Consider the following 17,159-nt stretch of genomic DNA (forward strand, 5'->3'; position numbering starts at 1 on the left):
CACGGCCATGGACCGTTTCGAAGCGATGCGCGCGTTCGCCCGGGTGGTGGAGACCGGCAGCTTCACCCGCGCCGCGCACACCCTGCAGCTCAGCCGCACCACGGTCACCCAGCTGGTGCAGCAGCTGGAAGCGCATCTGCGGTTGCGGCTGCTCAACCGCACCACGCGCCGGGTCAGCGTCACTGCCGATGGCGCGGTGTATTACCCGCGCATCGCTCGCCTGCTGGCCGAGCTGGAAGAGGTTGAAGGGGGGCTGGGCGAGGCCGCCGCACAACCGCGCGGGCGCCTGCGCGTCGACGTGCCGGGGCCGTATGCGCGCCTGCGGCTGGTGCCGGCATTGCCGGATTTCCAGGCGCGCTATCCGGAGATCCAGCTGGACATCGGCGTCAGCGACCGCGAGGTCGATGTCATCGCCGACAACGTCGATTGCGTGATCCGTGGTGGCGCGCCTGCCGATCCCGCGCTGGTGGCACGACCGCTGGCGCGCCTGCCGATCGGCTTCCACGCCAGCCCGGGCTATGTGCAGCGGTTCGGTGTGCCGGAACACCCGCGCGCGCTGGAAGGGCCGGACCACCACACGGTCGGTTTTCTCAGCCCACGCAGTGGCCGCGCCCGCGTGTTCACCGCGCAGCGTGGCGCCGAGCGCGTCGAGGTGCAGGGGCGCTATTCAATCGGCTTCGATGATGGCAACGCCTATCTGGCCGCTGGCCTGGCCGGCCTCGGCGTGGTCGCGCTGCCCAGCTACATGGCCGAACCGCATGTGGCGCGCGGCGAGCTGCTGCCCGTGCTGCACGATTGGCAGCTGCCGCCGATGCCGATGCACGTGATGTTCCCGCCGAACCGGCACATGAGCCAGCGGCTGCGGGTGTTCATTGATTGGGTGGTGGAGACGTTGGGCTGAGCCAGCGCTCGAGTGCGGCCACGCCGCATGCCACTCCATCCTCGTTCGCCATTGCAGCGCCCAGCGCGGCCGCACGTGCGCGTGTATCCGCATGCTCGGCGAACGCCAGTGCATCGGCCAACACCTTCGGCTGCAACCGCTTGGGTGACAGTGGCGCCGGTGCCACGCCCAGGTGCTGCAGTCGATCGGCCCAGAAGAACTGGTCGGCGGCGAACGGCATCACCATCGACGGTATGCCGGCGCGGCATGCCGAATGCGTGGTGCCGCTGCCGCCGTGGTGGATCGCCAGTGCGCAGCGCGGCAACAACGCTTCATGCGGGGTCGGGCCGATCACCCGTACCGAGTCGGGCAGCGTCATGTCGGGCACGCCGACCCAACCGGGAAACAGCAGCACGCGGCGTGGCGCCAGCGCCGACAACAGCGCCGGCAGCACACGTTCGCGCTCGAAGCCGGTCATGCTGCCGAAGCCCAGATAGACCGGCGGCGGTCCTGCATCGAGGAAAGCCTGCAGTTCGCACGACGGTTGCCACGGCGCAGCAGGGGCCGACCATTGGCCGCACACGAGGTGGTCGGCCGGCCAGTCCGAAGGCGGTGGCAGCAGCTGTGGCGAGATGCCATACAGCATCGGCAGGCCAGCCCAGAGGGAACGTCGTGGTGGCTGCCCGGCGTGCTGGCGGGCCGTGTTGATCGGGCCGCGGAACTGTCGCCAGATCAGGCCGTTGACCAGGCCATAACTGGCCCGGTTCAACCAGCCCGGCGAGCGTCCGGGCGGCAGGAAGGGCGAGCGGAACGCGCGCGTCGGCGTCAGCGGAATCATGCCGGCGCCGATCACCGGAAGATCGCGACGCTCGCCGACGCTCATGCCGACGAACGCAGCCAGGCCACCGGTCAGGATCGCATCGCAGCCGTCGGCTGCAGCATCGGCCTGGTGCATCCAGCCGGCGACATGTTGCAGCGCCATCCGTGCCAGCCCGGTGCTGGCGGCGGCAACGCCATTGCCGCGTGAGACCAGCGCCACCACTTCGTCGTGGATGTCGCCTTCCAGCGCGGCGTGCGGGACGCCCAAGGCCTTCGCGCTGTCGAGGGTGCCGCCGTCGGCCAGCAGCATGACCTCGTGACCGGCCGCGATCAGCCCATGGCAGAGCATGACCAGCGGGCGCGTATCGCCTTCGGTGCCGTAGGTGAGGGCCAGCAGTCGCATTGGAGCCTCCGCAGTGAATCACCAGTATGCCGACATCGCTGTGTTCATCCGCGCTCCTGCCGACGCACCGCGTGGGACAATCCCGCCTCATCTGCCCCCGCCGCACGGGGGGCGCGCAACAGGATCCAGCACCGCATGACCGCACTGCCATCCCTACCGTCCCTTGTCTGCCGCATGCCGGCCCCTGCATACCGGCGTGCGCCGTGAGCCGCGTCGTCGCACTGGACACCGAAACCACCGGTATCTCGCATCGCCTGGGCCATCGGGTGATTGAAATCGGGGCGGTGGAACTGGTCGATGGACAACTCAGCGGCCGCCAGTTCCACACCTACCTGCAGCCGCAGCGGAAGGTGGACTGGGGCGCGCTGCGCGTGCACGGCATCAGCGATGCCATGCTGGTGGGCAAGCCGCTGTTTGCGAGCAAGGCCGCCGAACTGCTGGAGTTCCTGCGTGGCAGCGAGATGGTCGCGCACAACGCCACCTTCGACGTCGGTTTCCTCGACAACGAGCTGCGCCTGGCGGGGCTGGCCGGTGGGCTGGCCCAGCACTGCCGCGTGACCTGCAGCCTGAAGCTGGCCCGCAGCCGTTGGCCGGGCATGCCCAACAAGCTCGACGATGTGCTGCAGCGCCTGCATATTCCCGGCACCCGCGGCCTGCATGGCGCACTGAAGGATGCCCACCTGCTGGCCCAGGTGGTACCGCACCTGCGCTGAGGGCAGGGCGCCGTCATCGTGTTCAGGCGTGGCCTGTGGGTAAGTTGCGCAAGGTCTTGATTGCGTGCATAATGCGCGGCTCGCTGTGTCCGGTTTCGTGCCGGGCGGCGCCCCCGGGAGCACGTCCCCGGCCGCCCAACGCCAGCGTAACCCTTTGATTCTCTTGACGTGTGGTGGGCAACCACCGAGGCCGCCGTCCCCCGGGCTACGGGGAGACACAACTTACTATCGAGGTGCGCCATGTCCCGCGTATGCCAGGTTTCCGGCAAGCGAGTGCAGACGGGTAACAACGTCTCGCACGCCAACAACAAGACCCGTCGTCGTTTCCTGCCGAATCTGCACGAGCGCCGCTTCTGGGTTGCCAGCGAGAACCGCTGGGTGAAGCTTCGTGTTTCCGCGCATGCACTGCGCACCATCGACAAGAACGGTATCGATTCCGTTCTGGCTGAGCTGCGTGCGCGCGGCGAAAAGGTCTGAGGAGTAGACGATCATGGCAGGCAAGCGCGATAAGGTCCGTATGATTTCGACCGCTGGTACCGGTCACTTCTACACGACCGACAAGAACAAGAAGAACACCCCGGGGAAGATGGAATTCTCCAAGTACGATCCGGTCGTGCGCAAGCACGTCCCGTACAAGGAAGGCAAGATCAAGTAATCCGCAAGGATTGCGGGTCGCTTCCGAAAAAACCCGCCCTCGTGGCGGGTTTTTTTGTGCCCCCCGCCCCCGGTAGGTGTCGACCTTGGTCGACACGTTCCGACCCCGTGGGTGCCGACCGTTGGTCGGCACGCTGTCCCCAGCGCTGCTCGACTCTGYACACCCCGCTGGGCAGAATGGCCCCACACCTCCCAACGGGCGACGCGATGCTGTTCGAGTGGCTGCTGGGCTCGTACCTGCTGTTGATCGACTGGCTGATCCGGCTGGTGGCGCTGTGCTGGATCCCCACCCGCACTACGCCGGGCGCGGCGCGCAGCTGGCTGCTGCTGGTCGGCTTCGTGCCGCTGCTGGGCCTGCCGCTCTATCTGCTGTTCGGGCATCCGTGGCTGTCGCGCGAGCGCATCCGCCGGCAGGCCGAGGCCTCGCAGGTCATCCGTGAAGAACAGGCGCTGCAGCGCCGCCTGCGCTGGACGCCCAAGCCCGATTCGGCCAGCGCCGAAGTGGTGCCGCTGGTGCAGCGCCAGGGCGATTTCATGCCGGTGCACGGCAACGCGATCGACCTGCTGACCGACTATGACGAATCACTGCACACCCTGATCGCCGACATCGACCAGGCCCAGGACCGGGTGCACCTGCTGTACTACCTGATGTTCGATGACACGGTGGGCGAGGCCATCGTCGAAGCCCTGCAGCGTGCCGCAGCGCGCGGGGTGCAGTGCCGCGTGCTGCTGGATGCGGTCGGCGCCAAGCGGGGCCTGCGCGCATACAGCAAGCGGCTGCGGTCACGTGACATCGAAGTGCGCGCGATGCTGCCCGGCGGCCTGCGTTGGCGCCGCAGCGGACGCATGGACCTGCGCAACCATCGCAAGATCGCGGTGATCGACAACGAAGTGGGCTATGTCGGTTCGCAGAACCTGGCGCGCCCTGAATTCGTTGCCGGCCACCCCAACCGCGAGCTGGTGGCGCGCGTGCGCGGGCCTGCGGTGGCGCACCTTGAAGCGGTGTTCGCCAGCGACTGGTACATCGAAACCGGGCAGCGCCTGGAGGTCATCGCCGACGTGCCGGTGTGCAGCGAGGACATCGCCACCCAGCTGCTGCCCAGTGGCCCGGCCTACCCGTACAGCAACGCGCGCGATGCGGTGGCCGCGCTGATCCATCTTGCCCGGCGCCGGCTGGTGATGGTCACGCCCTACTTCGTGCCCGACGAAGCAACGCTGAGTGCACTGCGCATCGCCGCGCTGTCCGGCGTGCAGGTGCAGCTGATCCTGTCGGCCAGCAACAACCAGCGGCTGACCTCGTGGGCGCAGGAGGCCTACTACGATGAGCTGCTGCGCTGCGGGGTGCAGATCGCGCTGTATGAGCCGCAGTTCCTGCATGCCAAGCACATGAGCGTGGACGAGGACATTGCCGTGCTCGGGTCGATCAACATGGATATCCGCTCGTTCGCGCTGAATGCCGAAATCGGCCTGATCTGCTACGACCGACAACTGGTCACGCAGTTGTGCGCCATCGAGGACGACTACCTGCGCCAGTCGCGCCTGCTGGACCTGGAGCAGTGGCGCAAGCGTCCTGCGTGGCTGCGCAGCCGCGAGGGCATCGCGCGCCTGGCCGATGCCTTGATGTAGGCCAGCGCCAGCCGGGCAGGGCCGATGGCCTACAATCGGCGCATGACTGATTCACCGCGTAGTGGCGAACTGGACCTGGCGATCATCGGCGGTGGTGCGGCCGGGGTGCTGGTGGCGATCCAGGTGTTGCGCCAGGCCCGAGCGCCGCTGGCGCTGGCCATCTTCGAGCCGGCCTCGCAGCTGGCACAGGGCATTGCCTATGCCACGCCGTGGCCGGAGCACCTGCTGAACGTGCCGGCGGCGAAGATGAGCGCCTTTGCCGACCAGCCCGGCGACTTCCTCGATTTCCTGCAGGTCGCCAACGCGTACCCGGGCGAGGCGCGCGAAGTGCTGGGCGAACGCTATGTGTGTCGCCACTACTTCGCTGCCTACCTGCAGCAGCGCCTGCGCGAGGCCGAAGCGGCCAGTGCGGCGCGATTGCAGATCGTGGCCCAGCCGGTGTTGGCGTTGCATCCGGATGACCACGGTTACCAGCTGCAGCTGGGCGACGGCCAAACATTGCATGCAGGGCAGGTGGTGATCGCCACCGGCAACAGCATGCGGCCGTTGCCGGTGGACGGCGTCGACGCGCTATCTGCCGATGACGTGGTCGAAGCCTGGGATTACGACGGCGTACGCACGCTGGCCAGTGACCATGCCCTGGCCATCGTCGGCTCCGGGCTGAGCATGGCCGACACCGTGCTGGCGTTGGTGGCCGGCGGCCATAGCGGGCCGCTGCACGTGATCTCGCGCCACGGGCTGCTGCCATTGCCGCACGCCCACGGCGGTCTGCCGGCGTTCGACCCGCAGGAGCTGCTGACGATGAGCCTGCGCCAGCGCCTGCACGCGCTGCGCCAGCACGCGCGCAAGGCACAGGTCGACGGCATGCCCTGGCAGGGCGTGATGGATCGCATCCGCCCGCACGGCCAAGCGCTGTGGCAGAGCATGGACGCCGCCGACCAGCGCCGCTTCCTGCGCCACGTGGTGCGCTACTGGGACGTGCACCGCCATCGCATTGCTGAACCGGTGGCTGAGCAGTTGCAGGCGCTGCAGGCCAGCGGCCAGCTGCGCGTTCACCGCGCCCGCCTGCAGCGCGTGTGGCGCGACGGTGATGCCCTGCGGCTGTCGGGCCGCGAGGCGGGCGGCGGCAACCTGCAGTGGACGATCGCTGCGGTGGTCAATGCCACCGGTGTGGAGACCCGCGCCTCGGCACTGCGCAATCCCTTGCTGCAGCAACTGCAGGCCGATGGCCTGGCCCGCTCCGGGCCGCATGGGCTGGGCCTGGACAGCAGCGTGCCGGGCGACCGGCTGTGTGCAGCGGGTGGCCAGCCACAGGCGCGCCTGGGGGTACTCGGCAGCCTGCGCATCGGCAGCCTGTGGGAAAGCCTGGCGGTGCCTGAACTGCGTCAGCAGGCGCAGGCACTTGCCACGCAGGTGGTCGCAGGAGCTGCGACGTCGATGCCGTAAAATGGAGGCATGGATGTCTCCCACTTGCTTGATGGCCTGAACCCGGCCCAGCGCGAAGCCGTCTCCGCTCCCCTCGGTCACCACCTGGTGCTGGCCGGTGCCGGGTCGGGCAAGACGCGCGTACTCACCCACCGCATTGCCTGGCTGCATGAAGTCGAAGGCGTGCCGACCCACGGCATTTTCGCGGTGACCTTCACCAACAAGGCCGCCGGCGAGATGCGCCATCGCATCGACGCGCAGCTGCCGCATGGCAGCCGCGGCATGTGGATCGGCACCTTCCACGGCCTGGCCAACCGCCTGCTGCGCCTGCACTGGCAGGATGCCAAGCTGCCTGAAGGCTTCCAGGTGATGGATTCGGACGACCAGCTGCGCCTGGTCAAGCGCGTGGTGCAGGCGCTGGAGCTGGATGACGGCAAGTACCCGCCCAAGCAGATTGCCTGGTGGATCAACGCGCAGAAGGATGAGGGCCGCCGCCCGCAGCACATCCAGCCCGAGCCGAACGATGCGTGGCTGGAAACCATGCGCCAGGCCTACGCCGAGTACCAGGCGCGGTGTGACCGTGCCGGCCTGGTCGATTTCGCCGAGCTGCTGCTGCGCGCGCACGAACTGCTGCGCGACAATCCGCCGTTGCTGTCGCATTACCGCGCGCGGTTCCGCGAGATCCTGGTGGACGAATTCCAGGATACCAACGCCATCCAGTACGCCTTCGTACGGGTACTGGCCGGGCACGAGGGCCACGTGTTCGTGGTCGGTGATGACGACCAGGCCATCTACGGCTGGCGCGGTGCCAAGGTCGAGAACGTGCAGGGCTTCCTGCGCGATTTCCCGGGCGCGCAGACCATCCGCCTGGAGCAGAACTACCGTTCCACCGCCAACATCCTCAGTGCCGCCAACGCGGTGATCGCGCACAACCCGGACCGCATCGGCAAGCAGCTGTGGACCGACAGTGGTGACGGCGAGCCGATCGACCTGTACGCGGCGTACAACGAGATGGACGAGGCGCGCTACATCGTCGAGCGCGCACGGCAGTGGGTGCGCGACGGCGGCAGCTACACCGAAGTGGCCGTGCTCTACCGCAGCAACGCGCAGTCGCGCGCGCTGGAAGAAGCGCTGCTGAGCGAACAGGTGCCGTACCGCGTGTATGGCGGCATGCGCTTCTTCGAGCGCGCCGAAGTGAAGGATGCGCTGGCCTACCTGCGGCTGCTGTCCAACCGCAACGACGACGCTGCATTCGAGCGCGCAGTGAATACGCCCACGCGTGGCATCGGTGACCGCACGCTGGACGAAGTGCGCCGCGAAGCGCGCGCCCAGGGCATCTCGCTGTGGGAAGCCACCATGCTGGTGACCCAGGGCAGCGCACTGGCGGCACGAGCCCGCAATGCGCTGGCCGGCTTCCTGGTGCTGGTCAACGAACTGCAGGCGCAGACCCTGCAGATGACCCTGGCCGAGCGCGTGGACCATGTGCTGGTGCGCTCGCAGCTGCGCGAGCACTGGAGCAAGGAAAGCCGCAACGCGCTGGATTCGGAATCGCGCACCGACAACCTCGACGAACTGGTGTCGGTGGCCTCGCGCTTCGTGCGCCGTGCCGACGACATCGAGGAAGTAGGCGAGGACATGGACGAGCTGGTCGCGTTCCTGGCCTACGCGGCGCTGGAGGCCGGTGAGGGCCAGGCGCAGGCCGGCGAGGAAGGCGTGCAGCTGATGACGCTGCACTCGGCCAAGGGCCTGGAATTCCCGCTGGTGTTCCTGGCCGGCGTGGAAGAGGGGCTGTTCCCCAGTGCACGGTCGCTGGAGGAAAGCGGGCGGCTGGAGGAAGAGCGTCGGCTGGCCTACGTCGGCATCACCCGCGCGCGGCAGAAGCTGGTGCTCAGCTACGCCGAATCGCGGCGCATCCACGGCCAGGACAGCTACAGCCTTCCTTCGCGTTTCCTGCGCGAGATCCCGCGCGAGCTGCTGCACGAAGTGCGGCCGAAGGTGCAGGTCTCGCGGCCGGCGTCGATGGGCGCAAGCCGGGTGATGGGACACGCCGCCATCGAAACGCCGCCGATCAAGCTGGGTGCGCTGGTCAATCATCCCAAGTTCGGCGAAGGCATGGTGACCGACTACGAAGGCAACGGTGCCCACGCACGCGTGCAGATCGAGTTCGCCGACGCCGGCAGCAAGTGGCTGGTGATGGCGTATGCCAACCTGACGGTGATCTGATCACCGCCGGGGTCGGATCCCTCCCGTAGGAGGGCTCTGACCCCGACGCGATGGAAAGCAGCCGAGCACGGGCTCGGCTCTACAAAGGCGAGTGCTCATGACCCGCAACGTGCTCTTCCTCTGCAGCCAGAACCGCCTGCGCAGCCCGACGGCCGAGCAGGTGTTCGCCGATTGGCCGGGCGTCGAAACCGCCTCGGCCGGGCTGCTCGCCGACGCCGAGGAAGTGCTCAGCCCCGAGCTGCTGCAATGGACCGACCTGGTGTTCGTGATGGAGCGGGCGCACCGCAACCGGCTTTCCAGCCGCTACAAGGCATGGTTGAACGGCAAGCGGGTGATCTGCCTGGATATTCCCGATGACTACGAGTACATGGATCCGGTGCTGGTGGAACTGCTCAAGCGCAAAGTGATCACGTTCCTGCGCTGACCCGGGCGGCGATCAGTCCTGCGCCTGCGGTTGCGCGGCCGTGTCCTGTTCGGACATGGACTGCTGCAGGCTGCTGCTGAAGCTCTTCACCGCGCGTTCCAGGGCGATCTCCCAGTTCTCCCGCGAGGCGACCTGGAAGATGTTTGCGCCATGGCCGGTAGTCGTGAAGGTGCGCGTCTGGCCATCCTTGCGTGCCGTCACCTGTACCGCGATGTCTGCAAGCATCCGCTGGGTGTACGTCGCGGCGCGCCAAACATTCACCGGAGCACTTACCGAAAAATCGGTCAGCGTGGTTTCCAGGTGCGTGCACGATGCTTCGCAGTTGTCGGCAGTCCGATAACCCATGTTGCGCAGCGCTTGGATCATGATCTCGCGTGCCTTGTCCGGCGCTGTGGACGTTTCGAGCTCCACCAGCACGCCATTGCCGGCACGGATGACACCACCGATGTTCTTCGCACGCGCCGCCGATTGCACCTGCGGGAAGTACTGGGGGCGGTTGTCACGCACCGGGGCCACCACCACCACCGGGCCCTGCTCCGGGTTCACCCGGATGTCCGGCACGTTCACGCGCACCACTTCGGTGCGGATGCCACAGCCGGTGAGCAACAGCAGCAGTGCCAGCGTAATGATCGACTTCATGTATTCCCCCTGTTGGAATGGTGTCCTTGCGCCGCGCATTATCGCCTGCATATCGCCTGAAGGGACGAGGCGTCGACGCCGCAAAGCAGCCGGGCATGGCGCGGCTCTACAATAGCGGGCACACCTCCCAGGAACGCCCTCATGACCGAACCCACGCTGCATGTCACCGTGAAGTTGAACGCCAGGCTGCAGCCCGAGCATCGCCATGAGCTGTTCGAGGATCCGCTGGACGCGCTGTTGCAGGCGGCCGAGCTGGGCGGGATCACCGGAGGCGGTACTGCGATGTCCGACGAGGGCGAAGTCGAGTACGGCGATATCGAAGTGGCACTGGTCGATGCCGCGGGCGTGCCGAAGCTGGTCGACCTGCTGGAGCAGCTGGGGGCACCGAAGGGGTCGCAGGTGCAGGGCGCAGGCGAGGCCGACCGCAGCTTCGGCGTGACCGAAGGCCTGGGCATCTACCTGGATGGCCTGACCCTGCCTGACGAGGTGTACGAGCAGTGCGATTCGAACCACGTATTCGAACAGCTGTCCGAGCGCATCGATGGCCTGGGCGAGATCTGCAGCTGGTGGCAGGGCCCGAGCGAGACCGCGCTGTACATGTACGGCCAGTCGTTCGAGGCGATGCGTGAGGCGATCGCCGAGTTCGTCGGCAGCTACCCGCTGTGCCAGAACGCGCGCGTGGTGCAGATCGCCTGAAGCTGTGGTTTCGGGTGGAGCGGGCCGGCTGCTCCAGGTGCCGGAATAGCGGCGGCTGCCGGCCAGCGGCCGGCACTACCGGAGCGGGGTCAGCGTGCTGGCTGGGCGGCCGCAGCCTGCTGAGCGTTGTCGGCCTTGGCCAGTGATTTGCCGAACTGGTAGCCACCCACGAGCAGGACGACGGCAGCGACACAGGCCAGCACGATGATCAGGCCGGTTCTGGAAGTCGAGCGGGGGCGGTCCTGCATGGGAAATCTCCGTTCAGGTAGGGGGTCGCAGCCGGAGCATGCGCCGTGACCGGTGCACGCGCAAGCCGGGCCGTCGCGCTACCGGGCCGGCCCCCGCACCTGCTCCCAGTCCAGCCCGAACTTCGCCAGGTACTTGCGCAGGCGGTCGGCATCGTTGGTGCTGGCGCGCTGGGTGCGCGAGACCGCAAACAGCTCGCGCCCGGCGGCGGACAGCGACTTCGAGCGTGCACAGACCCGCACCACTTCTTCCAGCTGCACGCGGTCGAAACGGTCCAGCGCGTCCACGGCCTCGCCCAGCAGCGCATCCAGCGGAGACGGCGCATCGCCGCCGCGCCACTGTGCCCGCAGGCGCGCGATCTCGTCCTCCACGCCCTCGATCTGGATGCGCCCGGCGCTGGCCAACGTGGCCAGGCGCATGATCGACGCGCCCAGGTCGCGGAAGTTGCCACGCCACGCCGCTTCCGGGCTGGTGGCGAATGCGAGATAGCGCGTGCGCGCCTCGGTGTTGAAGCGCACCCGCGCATGCTGGTCCAGCGACCAGCGCTCCAGCTCGAACTCGATGTTCGGCTCGATGTCTTCCATGCGCTGCGCCAGCCCGGGCAGGTGGTACGTCCACAGGTTGAGGCGCGCCAGCAGGTCTTCGCGGAAGCGGCCTTCCAGCACCGACTGCTGCAGATCGCGGTTGGTGCCGGCGATCAGCTGGAAATCGCTCTCCACTTCGCGGTCACTGCCGACCGGCAGGAAGCGCTTCTCTTCCAGCGCCCGCAGCAGCATCGCCTGTTCGTCCTGGCCGAGTTCGCCGATCTCGTCCAGGAACAGCAGCCCTTGGTGCGCTGAGCGCAGCAGGCCGGCACGGTCGCTGGAAGCGCCGGTATAGGCGCCTTTGGTGTGACCGAACAGGGTGCTCATCGCACCGTCGCCGCGCAGCGTGGCGCAGTTCACTTCGACGAAGCGACCGGGCAGCTGGTGCTTGAGCTTCTTCAGCTCGAACACGCGCTTGGCCAACTGGCTCTTGCCGGCGCCGGTTGGTCCCATCAGCAGCATCGGCGCACGTGAGCGGGTGGCCACCGTCTCGATCTGCTCGATCATCCGGTTGAAGGCGGCGTTGCGGGTGGCGATGCCGCCCTTCAGCAGGTCGCGATCCAGCAGCTGCTGCTGGGCGAAGCGCTGGGCGATGTGGTCGTAGCGCGACAGGTCCAGGTCGATGATCGCGTACGTGCCGGCGGCACCGTCCTGCTTGCGCGGTGGCGAGGTCTGCAGCAGTCGTCCGGGGAAATGACGGCTCTCGGTCAACAGGAACCAGCAGATCTGCGCCACGTGCGTGCCGGTGGTGATGTGGACGTAGTAGTCCTCCTCCTCCGGCTGGAACGGGTAGCGCGCGAGAAAGTCGTGCAGGGAGGCGTAGACCCCCTCGAATTCCCATGGATCGGCCAGGTAGGTGTCGTGACGCTGCACGCTGATGCCCGGCGCGGCCTGCGCCAGGTCCTCGCAGACCACGCGCGCCAGCTTGCTGTAGCGGCGCTCATCCAGCAGCAGCTCGATGCGGTCGGGCAGGAAATCCTCATGCATGCCCAGCGAAACGGTCGGGCGCCACTTCTGCCAGCGGCCCGGACCCTCGCCTGCGTCGAGCTGGGTGCCCAGCATGCCGAATACCACCTGCCGACGCGCCATATCCATTCCTATAAAAGATGCGCGGGAAATATATATCTTTTCGCCGGTGTCCGCTGGGCAGGATGGCCTTCTTCTATTGAAATCACTTCAAAATCAATAGCATGCGATGGTTTCGCAAAAGTTGGCACGGCCATTGCTCTATATCCGGCAAGACACGACGCGGGCTGTTCCCGCCGAGGACATCAGCATGGCCAACCTTTCACTCTTCTCCTGGATGCGCACGCCGCAGCCGCCGCAGGCAGACACCGTCAATGAAGCCGGTGGCCTGGCCTACCGCCGCGACCCGCGTGCCGCGCTGGCGCTGTATGCGGCCACCGGGTGCCTGAACAACACCTTCTACAGCGACGCCGAGGCACAGCTGCAGCAGGTGCTGGCGCTGACCGCGCAGGTCGAGCCGCGCTTCATCGCCCGTACCGCCCTGTACGCCCGCCAGGTCGCACACATGAAGGACATGCCGGCGCTGCTGCTGGCGGTGCTGAGCCTGCGCGACCCGGAGGCGTTCGCCCTGGTTTTCCCGCGGGTGATCGACAACGGCCGCCAGCTGCGCACCTTCGTGCAGATCATGCGCAGCGGCCAGGTGGGGCGCCGCTCGCTGGGCTCGCTGCCCAAGCGCAGGGTGCGTGAGTGGATCCAGCAGGCGTCGGCGGAAACGCTGGTGCGTGCGGCGATCGGCCAGCAGCCGTCGCTGGCCGATGTGATCCGCATGGTGCACCCGAAGCCGGCCAACGCCGAGCGCAAGGCGCTGTATGCATGGATCATCGGTCGTCCCTACGACGAGGCGCAGCTGCCGGCAGTGGTGCGGGCGTACGAGGCGTTCAAGCGTGACCCGCGCGGACTGCCGCCGGACCTGCCGTTCCAGTACTACAGCACGCTGCCGCTGGACGCGGCGCAGTGGTCGGCACTGGCCCGCAATGCATCGTGGCAGTCGATGCGGATGAACCTCAACACGTTCGCCCGCCATGGCGTGTTCGACGATCCGGCGATGGTGCAGGTGATCGCAGAGCGCCTGCGTGATCCGCAGCAGGTGCGTCGTGCCCGCGTACTGCCCTACCAGCTGCTGATGGCCTTCCACGCCGGCGGTGGCTTGCCGACGCCGATCCTGGAAGCGTTGCAGGACGCGATGGAGATCGCCACGGCGTCGGCCCCGGCATTGCCCGGGCGGGTGGTGGTGGCGGTGGACGTGTCCGGTTCCATGCAGTCGCCGGTAACCGGCTACCGCAAGGGCTCCAGCACGGCGGCGCGCTGCGTGGACGTGGCGGCGCTGGTTGCAGCCTGCGTGCTGCGCGGCCAGCCGCAGGCCAAGGTGTTGCCGTTCGATACCGAGGTGCGCCACGTGCGCCTGAACCCGCGCGACAGCGTGATGACGTTGGCCCGCCAGCTGGCCATCAACGGCGGTGGTACGTCGGTCAGCGCGCCGCTGCACTACCTCAACCTGCGGCGCGAGCCGGTGGACCTGGTGGTGCTGGTGTCGGACAACGAGAGTTGGCGTGACACCCGCCAGGGCGGCCAGACGGCCACGATGCTGCAGTGGGATGCGTTGAAGCGTCGCTGCCCACAGGCGCGGCTGGTGTGCATCGACCTGCAGCCGGTGGCCAGCAGCCAGACCGTGCAGCGCGGTGACGTGCTGCACATCGGTGGCTTCAGCGATGCGGTGTTCGACCTGATGGCGCAGTACGCCGCTGCGGCCGAGGACGGCAGCAGCTGGGTCGAGCGCATCCAGGACATGGCGTTGTAAGGCGGCAGGGAGGCCGCACGGACCGCCCGGCTGGCAATGGGGCCAGCCGGGCAGGGCCAGGAATTCGTTTTCGCGGTGAATGCTGGTGGAACTACATTGGTTGTCCCTTCGGGGTCGGGTTCGAGTCCCGCGTTTCCTGCCTGTCGTGAGGAAGCAGACGTTCCACCTCCCTTGTCACCGCACCTTTTCAAACGGCACCGGCAACGGTGCCACCGCTTCAATGCCGGCAGCGCGAATGCCGGAGGAACTACAGCCCCTTAAGCTCCAGGTCGCGGGTTCGACTCCCGCCTGCCACGGCAACGCGGCAGTAGCTCAGTGGTAGAGCAGGATGTTCCTCCAGATTCTTGTCGTGCTGCCGGCACCTTCGCTTTCGTTGCGCGGGGAATGCAGGTGGAACTACATCGGAAGCCCTTCGGGGTCGGGTTCAAGTCCCGGCCGTCCTCCGCGGCAACGCGGGTGACGGAATGTTCCACCCCCTTTGTCACCGCACCCTCTTTGTTTTTGCTTTGGATGAAAGGAAACATCACCATGACCACCCTCAATTACGACGTGATCCAGCAGCCGGGCGCTGCACCGATCAAGCTGTGGACCCGCGGCGTGCCGCTGGAAGACCAGGCGCGCGAGCAGCTGCAGAACATCGCCAAGCTGCCCTTCATCCACAAGTGGATCTCGGTGATGCCCGACGTGCACCTGGGCAAGGGCGCGACCGTGGGTTCGGTGGTGCCGACCATCGGCGCGATCATTCCTGCAGCGGTGGGCGTGGACATCGGCTGCGGCATGATCGCGGTGCGCACCACGCTGGTTGCCAGCGACCTGCCGGACAACCTGTCGGCGGTGCGCACCGCGATCGAGCGGGCGGTGCCGCACGGCCGCAGCGTCACCCGCGGGGGCCGTGACAAGGGCAGCTGGGACACGCCGCCCGAACTGGCGGTGGAAGGCTGGGCGCAGCTGGTGGATGACTTCGCACTGATCTGCGAGCGTCACCCGCGCCTGAAGAACACCAACAACCTCAAGCACCTGGGAACGCTGGGTACCGGCAACCACTTCGTCGAGGTCTGCCTGGACCAGGAGCAGCGCGTGTGGTTCATGCTGCACTCCGGTTCGCGTGGCGTAGGCAATGCCATCGGCACCTACTTCATCGAGCTGGCCAAGCAGGAAATGCGCCGCTGGATGATCAACCTGCCCGACCAGGACCTGGCCTACCTGCCCGAGGGCAGCCAGCACTACGGCGACTATGTGTTCGCGGTGGACTGGGCGCAGCGTTTCGCACGCATGAACCGCGAGGTGATGATGCGCAACGTGGTGGCCGCGGTGCGCACGGTGATCAGCAAGCCGTTCGAGGCCGAGGCCGAGGCGGTGAACTGCCACCACAACTACGTGAACCGCGAGACCCACTTCGGCAAGGAAGTGATGCTGACCCGCAAGGGCGCGGTGAGTGCGCGCAAGGGCGAACTGGGCATCATTCCGGGCAGCATGGGGGCCAAGAGCTTCATCGTGCGTGGCCTCGGCAACGAGGACAGCTTCCACAGCTGCAGCCACGGTGCCGGCCGCGTGATGAGCCGTACCCAGGCACGCAAGCTGATCACGGTGGATGACCACGCCAAGGCCACCGCGCACGTGGAGTGCCGCAAGGATGCGGAGGTGGTGGATGAATCGCCGGCGGCCTACAAGCCGATCGAGGCGGTGATGGAGGCCCAGCGCGATCTGGTCGAGATCGTGCACACGCTGCGCCAGGTGGTGTGCGTGAAGGGATGAGGCAACCCGTGCGCGGCGTACACTGCGCCGCGCACGGCAGCAAGGCCCGGCATCGAACAACGGGCACGGAGGAACAGACAGATGGACATGATTGAACTGGATGGCGGGCACGGAGGCGGACAGCTGCTGCGCTCGGCACTGACCCTGAGCCTGTGCACCGGCACCGGCTTCACGCTGCACAACATCCGCGCGATCCGGCGCAAGCCGGGGTTGATGCGCCAGCACCTGACCGCGGTGAACGCTGCGGCGCGGGTCGGCAACGCCTGTGTGCACGGTGCAGAACTTGGCGCTACCTCGCTGCGTTTCGAGCCGGGGCGGGTGAGCGCCGGCACCTACCACTTCGCGACCGGCAGCGCCGGCTCGGCCACGCTGGTGCTGCAGACCGTGCTGCCCGCGCTGTGGCGCGCGCAGGGGCCGTCGCAGCTGCGCCTGGAAGGCGGTACCCACAATCCGCTGGCACCCAGCGCGGATTTCATCGCGCAAAGCTATCTGCCGGCGCTGGGCCGGATGGGCGTGCAGGCGTCGATGCAGCTGCTGCAGCACGGCTTCCATCCAGCCGGTGGCGGCGTGATGGAGGTGCAGGTGCAGCCGTGCGCGGCGTTGCAGCCGCCGTCGTTGGAGGTGCGTGCACCGTTGCAGGCGATCGAGGCACAGGTGCTGATGTCCGGCCTCTCCAGCGGCATCGGCCTGCGCGAACTGCAGGTACTGGCCGAGACGCTGGGCGTGGACCCGCACCCGCGCAACGTGCAGTCGATACGGCCGGCGCTGGGACCGGGCAACGTCGCCCTGGTGCGCGTGCGTCATGGTGATCACGTGGAGGTGTTCAGCGGCCACGGCGAGCGCAGTGTCTCCGCCGAGCAGGTCGGGGCGCGCCTGGCCGGGCAGGTCAAGCAGTACCTGGACGGGACCGGTGCTGTTGGCGAGTACCTGTCCGACCAGTTGCTGCTGCCGATGGCGCTGGCGGGCGGCGGTGCGTTCACCACCCACGTGCTGAGCGATCACCTGGTCAGCAATGCGCGGTTGATCGAGAAGTTCCTGCCGGTGGAATTCGATTGGCAGCCGCACGACGGTGGCTGGCGGGTGACGGTGCAGGCCTGAGTGCCCGCCGGGCGTGGCCCGGCGCTACCGGAGCATTCCAGTTGCCTGTCGATCCTGGGCGCGTCGGCCGATCATGCCGCGCTGCGCAGGCATCGCTGCGCGCTGCCGGATTGATCCTGCGCAAGGCACGATCTCCACACAGGCTGTGTA

The 17,159-nt window shown here is 67.5% G+C and carries 16 protein-coding genes; 12 read left to right on the forward strand and 4 right to left on the reverse strand.

Annotated elements, in window-relative coordinates:
• Positions 1 to 7 precede the first annotated feature (7 nt).
• Complete coding sequence (locus tag AC1DCU_RS05790; protein WP_032976783.1) at positions 8 to 901, forward strand: LysR family transcriptional regulator; 894 nt, start codon at positions 8 to 10, stop codon at positions 899 to 901.
• Here AC1DCU_RS05790 and AC1DCU_RS05795 read toward each other — a convergent pair.
• Positions 870 to 2,102, reverse strand: a complete 1,233-nt coding sequence (locus tag AC1DCU_RS05795; protein ID WP_442251886.1) for a nucleotide disphospho-sugar-binding domain-containing protein — start codon at positions 2,100 to 2,102, stop codon at positions 870 to 872. The two genes, AC1DCU_RS05790 and AC1DCU_RS05795, sit on opposite strands and share 32 nt — an antisense overlap.
• A gap of 203 nt (positions 2,103 to 2,305) precedes the next feature.
• On the opposite strand from AC1DCU_RS05795, the gene dnaQ reads away from it, so the two are divergent.
• From dnaQ to AC1DCU_RS05830, 7 genes are all read left to right on the forward strand, one after another.
• Positions 2,306 to 2,815: a DNA polymerase III subunit epsilon gene (dnaQ, locus tag AC1DCU_RS05800; RefSeq protein ID WP_442251885.1), complete on the forward strand. Its 510-nt coding sequence runs from the start codon at positions 2,306 to 2,308 to the stop codon at positions 2,813 to 2,815.
• Between the two features lie 240 nt (positions 2,816 to 3,055).
• The gene (gene rpmB / locus AC1DCU_RS05805) at positions 3,056 to 3,292 is read left to right on the forward strand and encodes a 50S ribosomal protein L28 (protein ID WP_005411638.1); all 237 of its coding nucleotides are present in this window, start codon (positions 3,056 to 3,058) and stop codon (positions 3,290 to 3,292) included.
• A 10-nt stretch (positions 3,293 to 3,302) separates the two neighbouring features.
• A complete protein-coding gene (gene rpmG, locus AC1DCU_RS05810) occupies positions 3,303 to 3,470 on the forward strand; it encodes a 50S ribosomal protein L33 (protein ID WP_170272460.1) in 168 nt (55 codons plus the stop codon).
• Positions 3,471 to 3,676: 206 nt separating this feature from the next.
• On the forward strand, positions 3,677 to 5,095 hold the full coding sequence (gene cls, locus AC1DCU_RS05815; protein WP_032976786.1) for a cardiolipin synthase: 1,419 nt from the start codon (positions 3,677 to 3,679) through the stop codon (positions 5,093 to 5,095).
• A 24-nt stretch (positions 5,096 to 5,119) separates the two neighbouring features.
• Positions 5,120 to 6,541 carry an FAD/NAD(P)-binding protein gene (locus AC1DCU_RS05820; protein ID WP_478013576.1) on the forward strand — a complete coding sequence of 474 codons (1,422 nt, stop codon included), beginning with the start codon at positions 5,120 to 5,122 and terminating at the stop codon, positions 6,539 to 6,541.
• Between the two features lie 9 nt (positions 6,542 to 6,550).
• Positions 6,551 to 8,743, forward strand: a complete 2,193-nt coding sequence (gene uvrD / locus AC1DCU_RS05825) for a DNA helicase II (protein ID WP_140228498.1) — start codon at positions 6,551 to 6,553, stop codon at positions 8,741 to 8,743.
• Between the two features lie 97 nt (positions 8,744 to 8,840).
• The gene (locus AC1DCU_RS05830; RefSeq protein WP_442251883.1) at positions 8,841 to 9,167 is read left to right on the forward strand and encodes a low molecular weight protein tyrosine phosphatase family protein; all 327 of its coding nucleotides are present in this window, start codon (positions 8,841 to 8,843) and stop codon (positions 9,165 to 9,167) included.
• 12 nt (positions 9,168 to 9,179) lie between these two features.
• Here the strand turns inward: AC1DCU_RS05830 and AC1DCU_RS05835 are convergent, their stop codons facing one another.
• A complete protein-coding gene (locus AC1DCU_RS05835; protein WP_478013577.1) occupies positions 9,180 to 9,806 on the reverse strand; it encodes a YajG family lipoprotein in 627 nt (208 codons plus the stop codon).
• Positions 9,807 to 9,947: 141 nt separating this feature from the next.
• On the opposite strand from AC1DCU_RS05835, the gene AC1DCU_RS05840 reads away from it, so the two are divergent.
• Positions 9,948 to 10,502 carry a hypothetical protein gene (locus AC1DCU_RS05840; RefSeq protein ID WP_033832536.1) on the forward strand — a complete coding sequence of 185 codons (555 nt, stop codon included), beginning with the start codon at positions 9,948 to 9,950 and terminating at the stop codon, positions 10,500 to 10,502.
• An 89-nt stretch (positions 10,503 to 10,591) separates the two neighbouring features.
• Here AC1DCU_RS05840 and AC1DCU_RS05845 read toward each other — a convergent pair whose 3' ends face one another.
• Both AC1DCU_RS05845 and rtcR read right to left on the reverse strand, forming a co-directional pair.
• The gene (locus AC1DCU_RS05845; protein ID WP_442251881.1) at positions 10,592 to 10,750 is read right to left on the reverse strand and encodes a hypothetical protein; all 159 of its coding nucleotides are present in this window, start codon (positions 10,748 to 10,750) and stop codon (positions 10,592 to 10,594) included.
• A gap of 78 nt (positions 10,751 to 10,828) precedes the next feature.
• Positions 10,829 to 12,421: an RNA repair transcriptional activator RtcR gene (gene rtcR / locus AC1DCU_RS05850; protein ID WP_025878051.1), complete on the reverse strand. Its 1,593-nt coding sequence runs from the start codon at positions 12,419 to 12,421 to the stop codon at positions 10,829 to 10,831.
• Positions 12,422 to 12,608: 187 nt separating this feature from the next.
• Here rtcR and AC1DCU_RS05855 point away from each other — a divergent pair, with 187 nt between their 5' ends.
• The 3 genes from AC1DCU_RS05855 to rtcA all read left to right on the forward strand — a co-directional run bounded on the left by AC1DCU_RS05855 (position 12,609) and on the right by rtcA (position 17,009).
• On the forward strand, positions 12,609 to 14,156 hold the full coding sequence (locus tag AC1DCU_RS05855; protein ID WP_442251880.1) for a vWA domain-containing protein: 1,548 nt from the start codon (positions 12,609 to 12,611) through the stop codon (positions 14,154 to 14,156).
• A gap of 528 nt (positions 14,157 to 14,684) precedes the next feature.
• Positions 14,685 to 15,911: an RtcB family protein gene (locus tag AC1DCU_RS05860; RefSeq protein ID WP_442251879.1), complete on the forward strand. Its 1,227-nt coding sequence runs from the start codon at positions 14,685 to 14,687 to the stop codon at positions 15,909 to 15,911.
• Between the two features lie 81 nt (positions 15,912 to 15,992).
• On the forward strand, positions 15,993 to 17,009 hold the full coding sequence (gene rtcA, locus AC1DCU_RS05865) for an RNA 3'-terminal phosphate cyclase (protein ID WP_025878045.1): 1,017 nt from the start codon (positions 15,993 to 15,995) through the stop codon (positions 17,007 to 17,009).
• Positions 17,010 to 17,159: the final 150 nt, after the last annotated feature.

The organism is Stenotrophomonas sp. 10L48 (assembly GCF_056395105.1).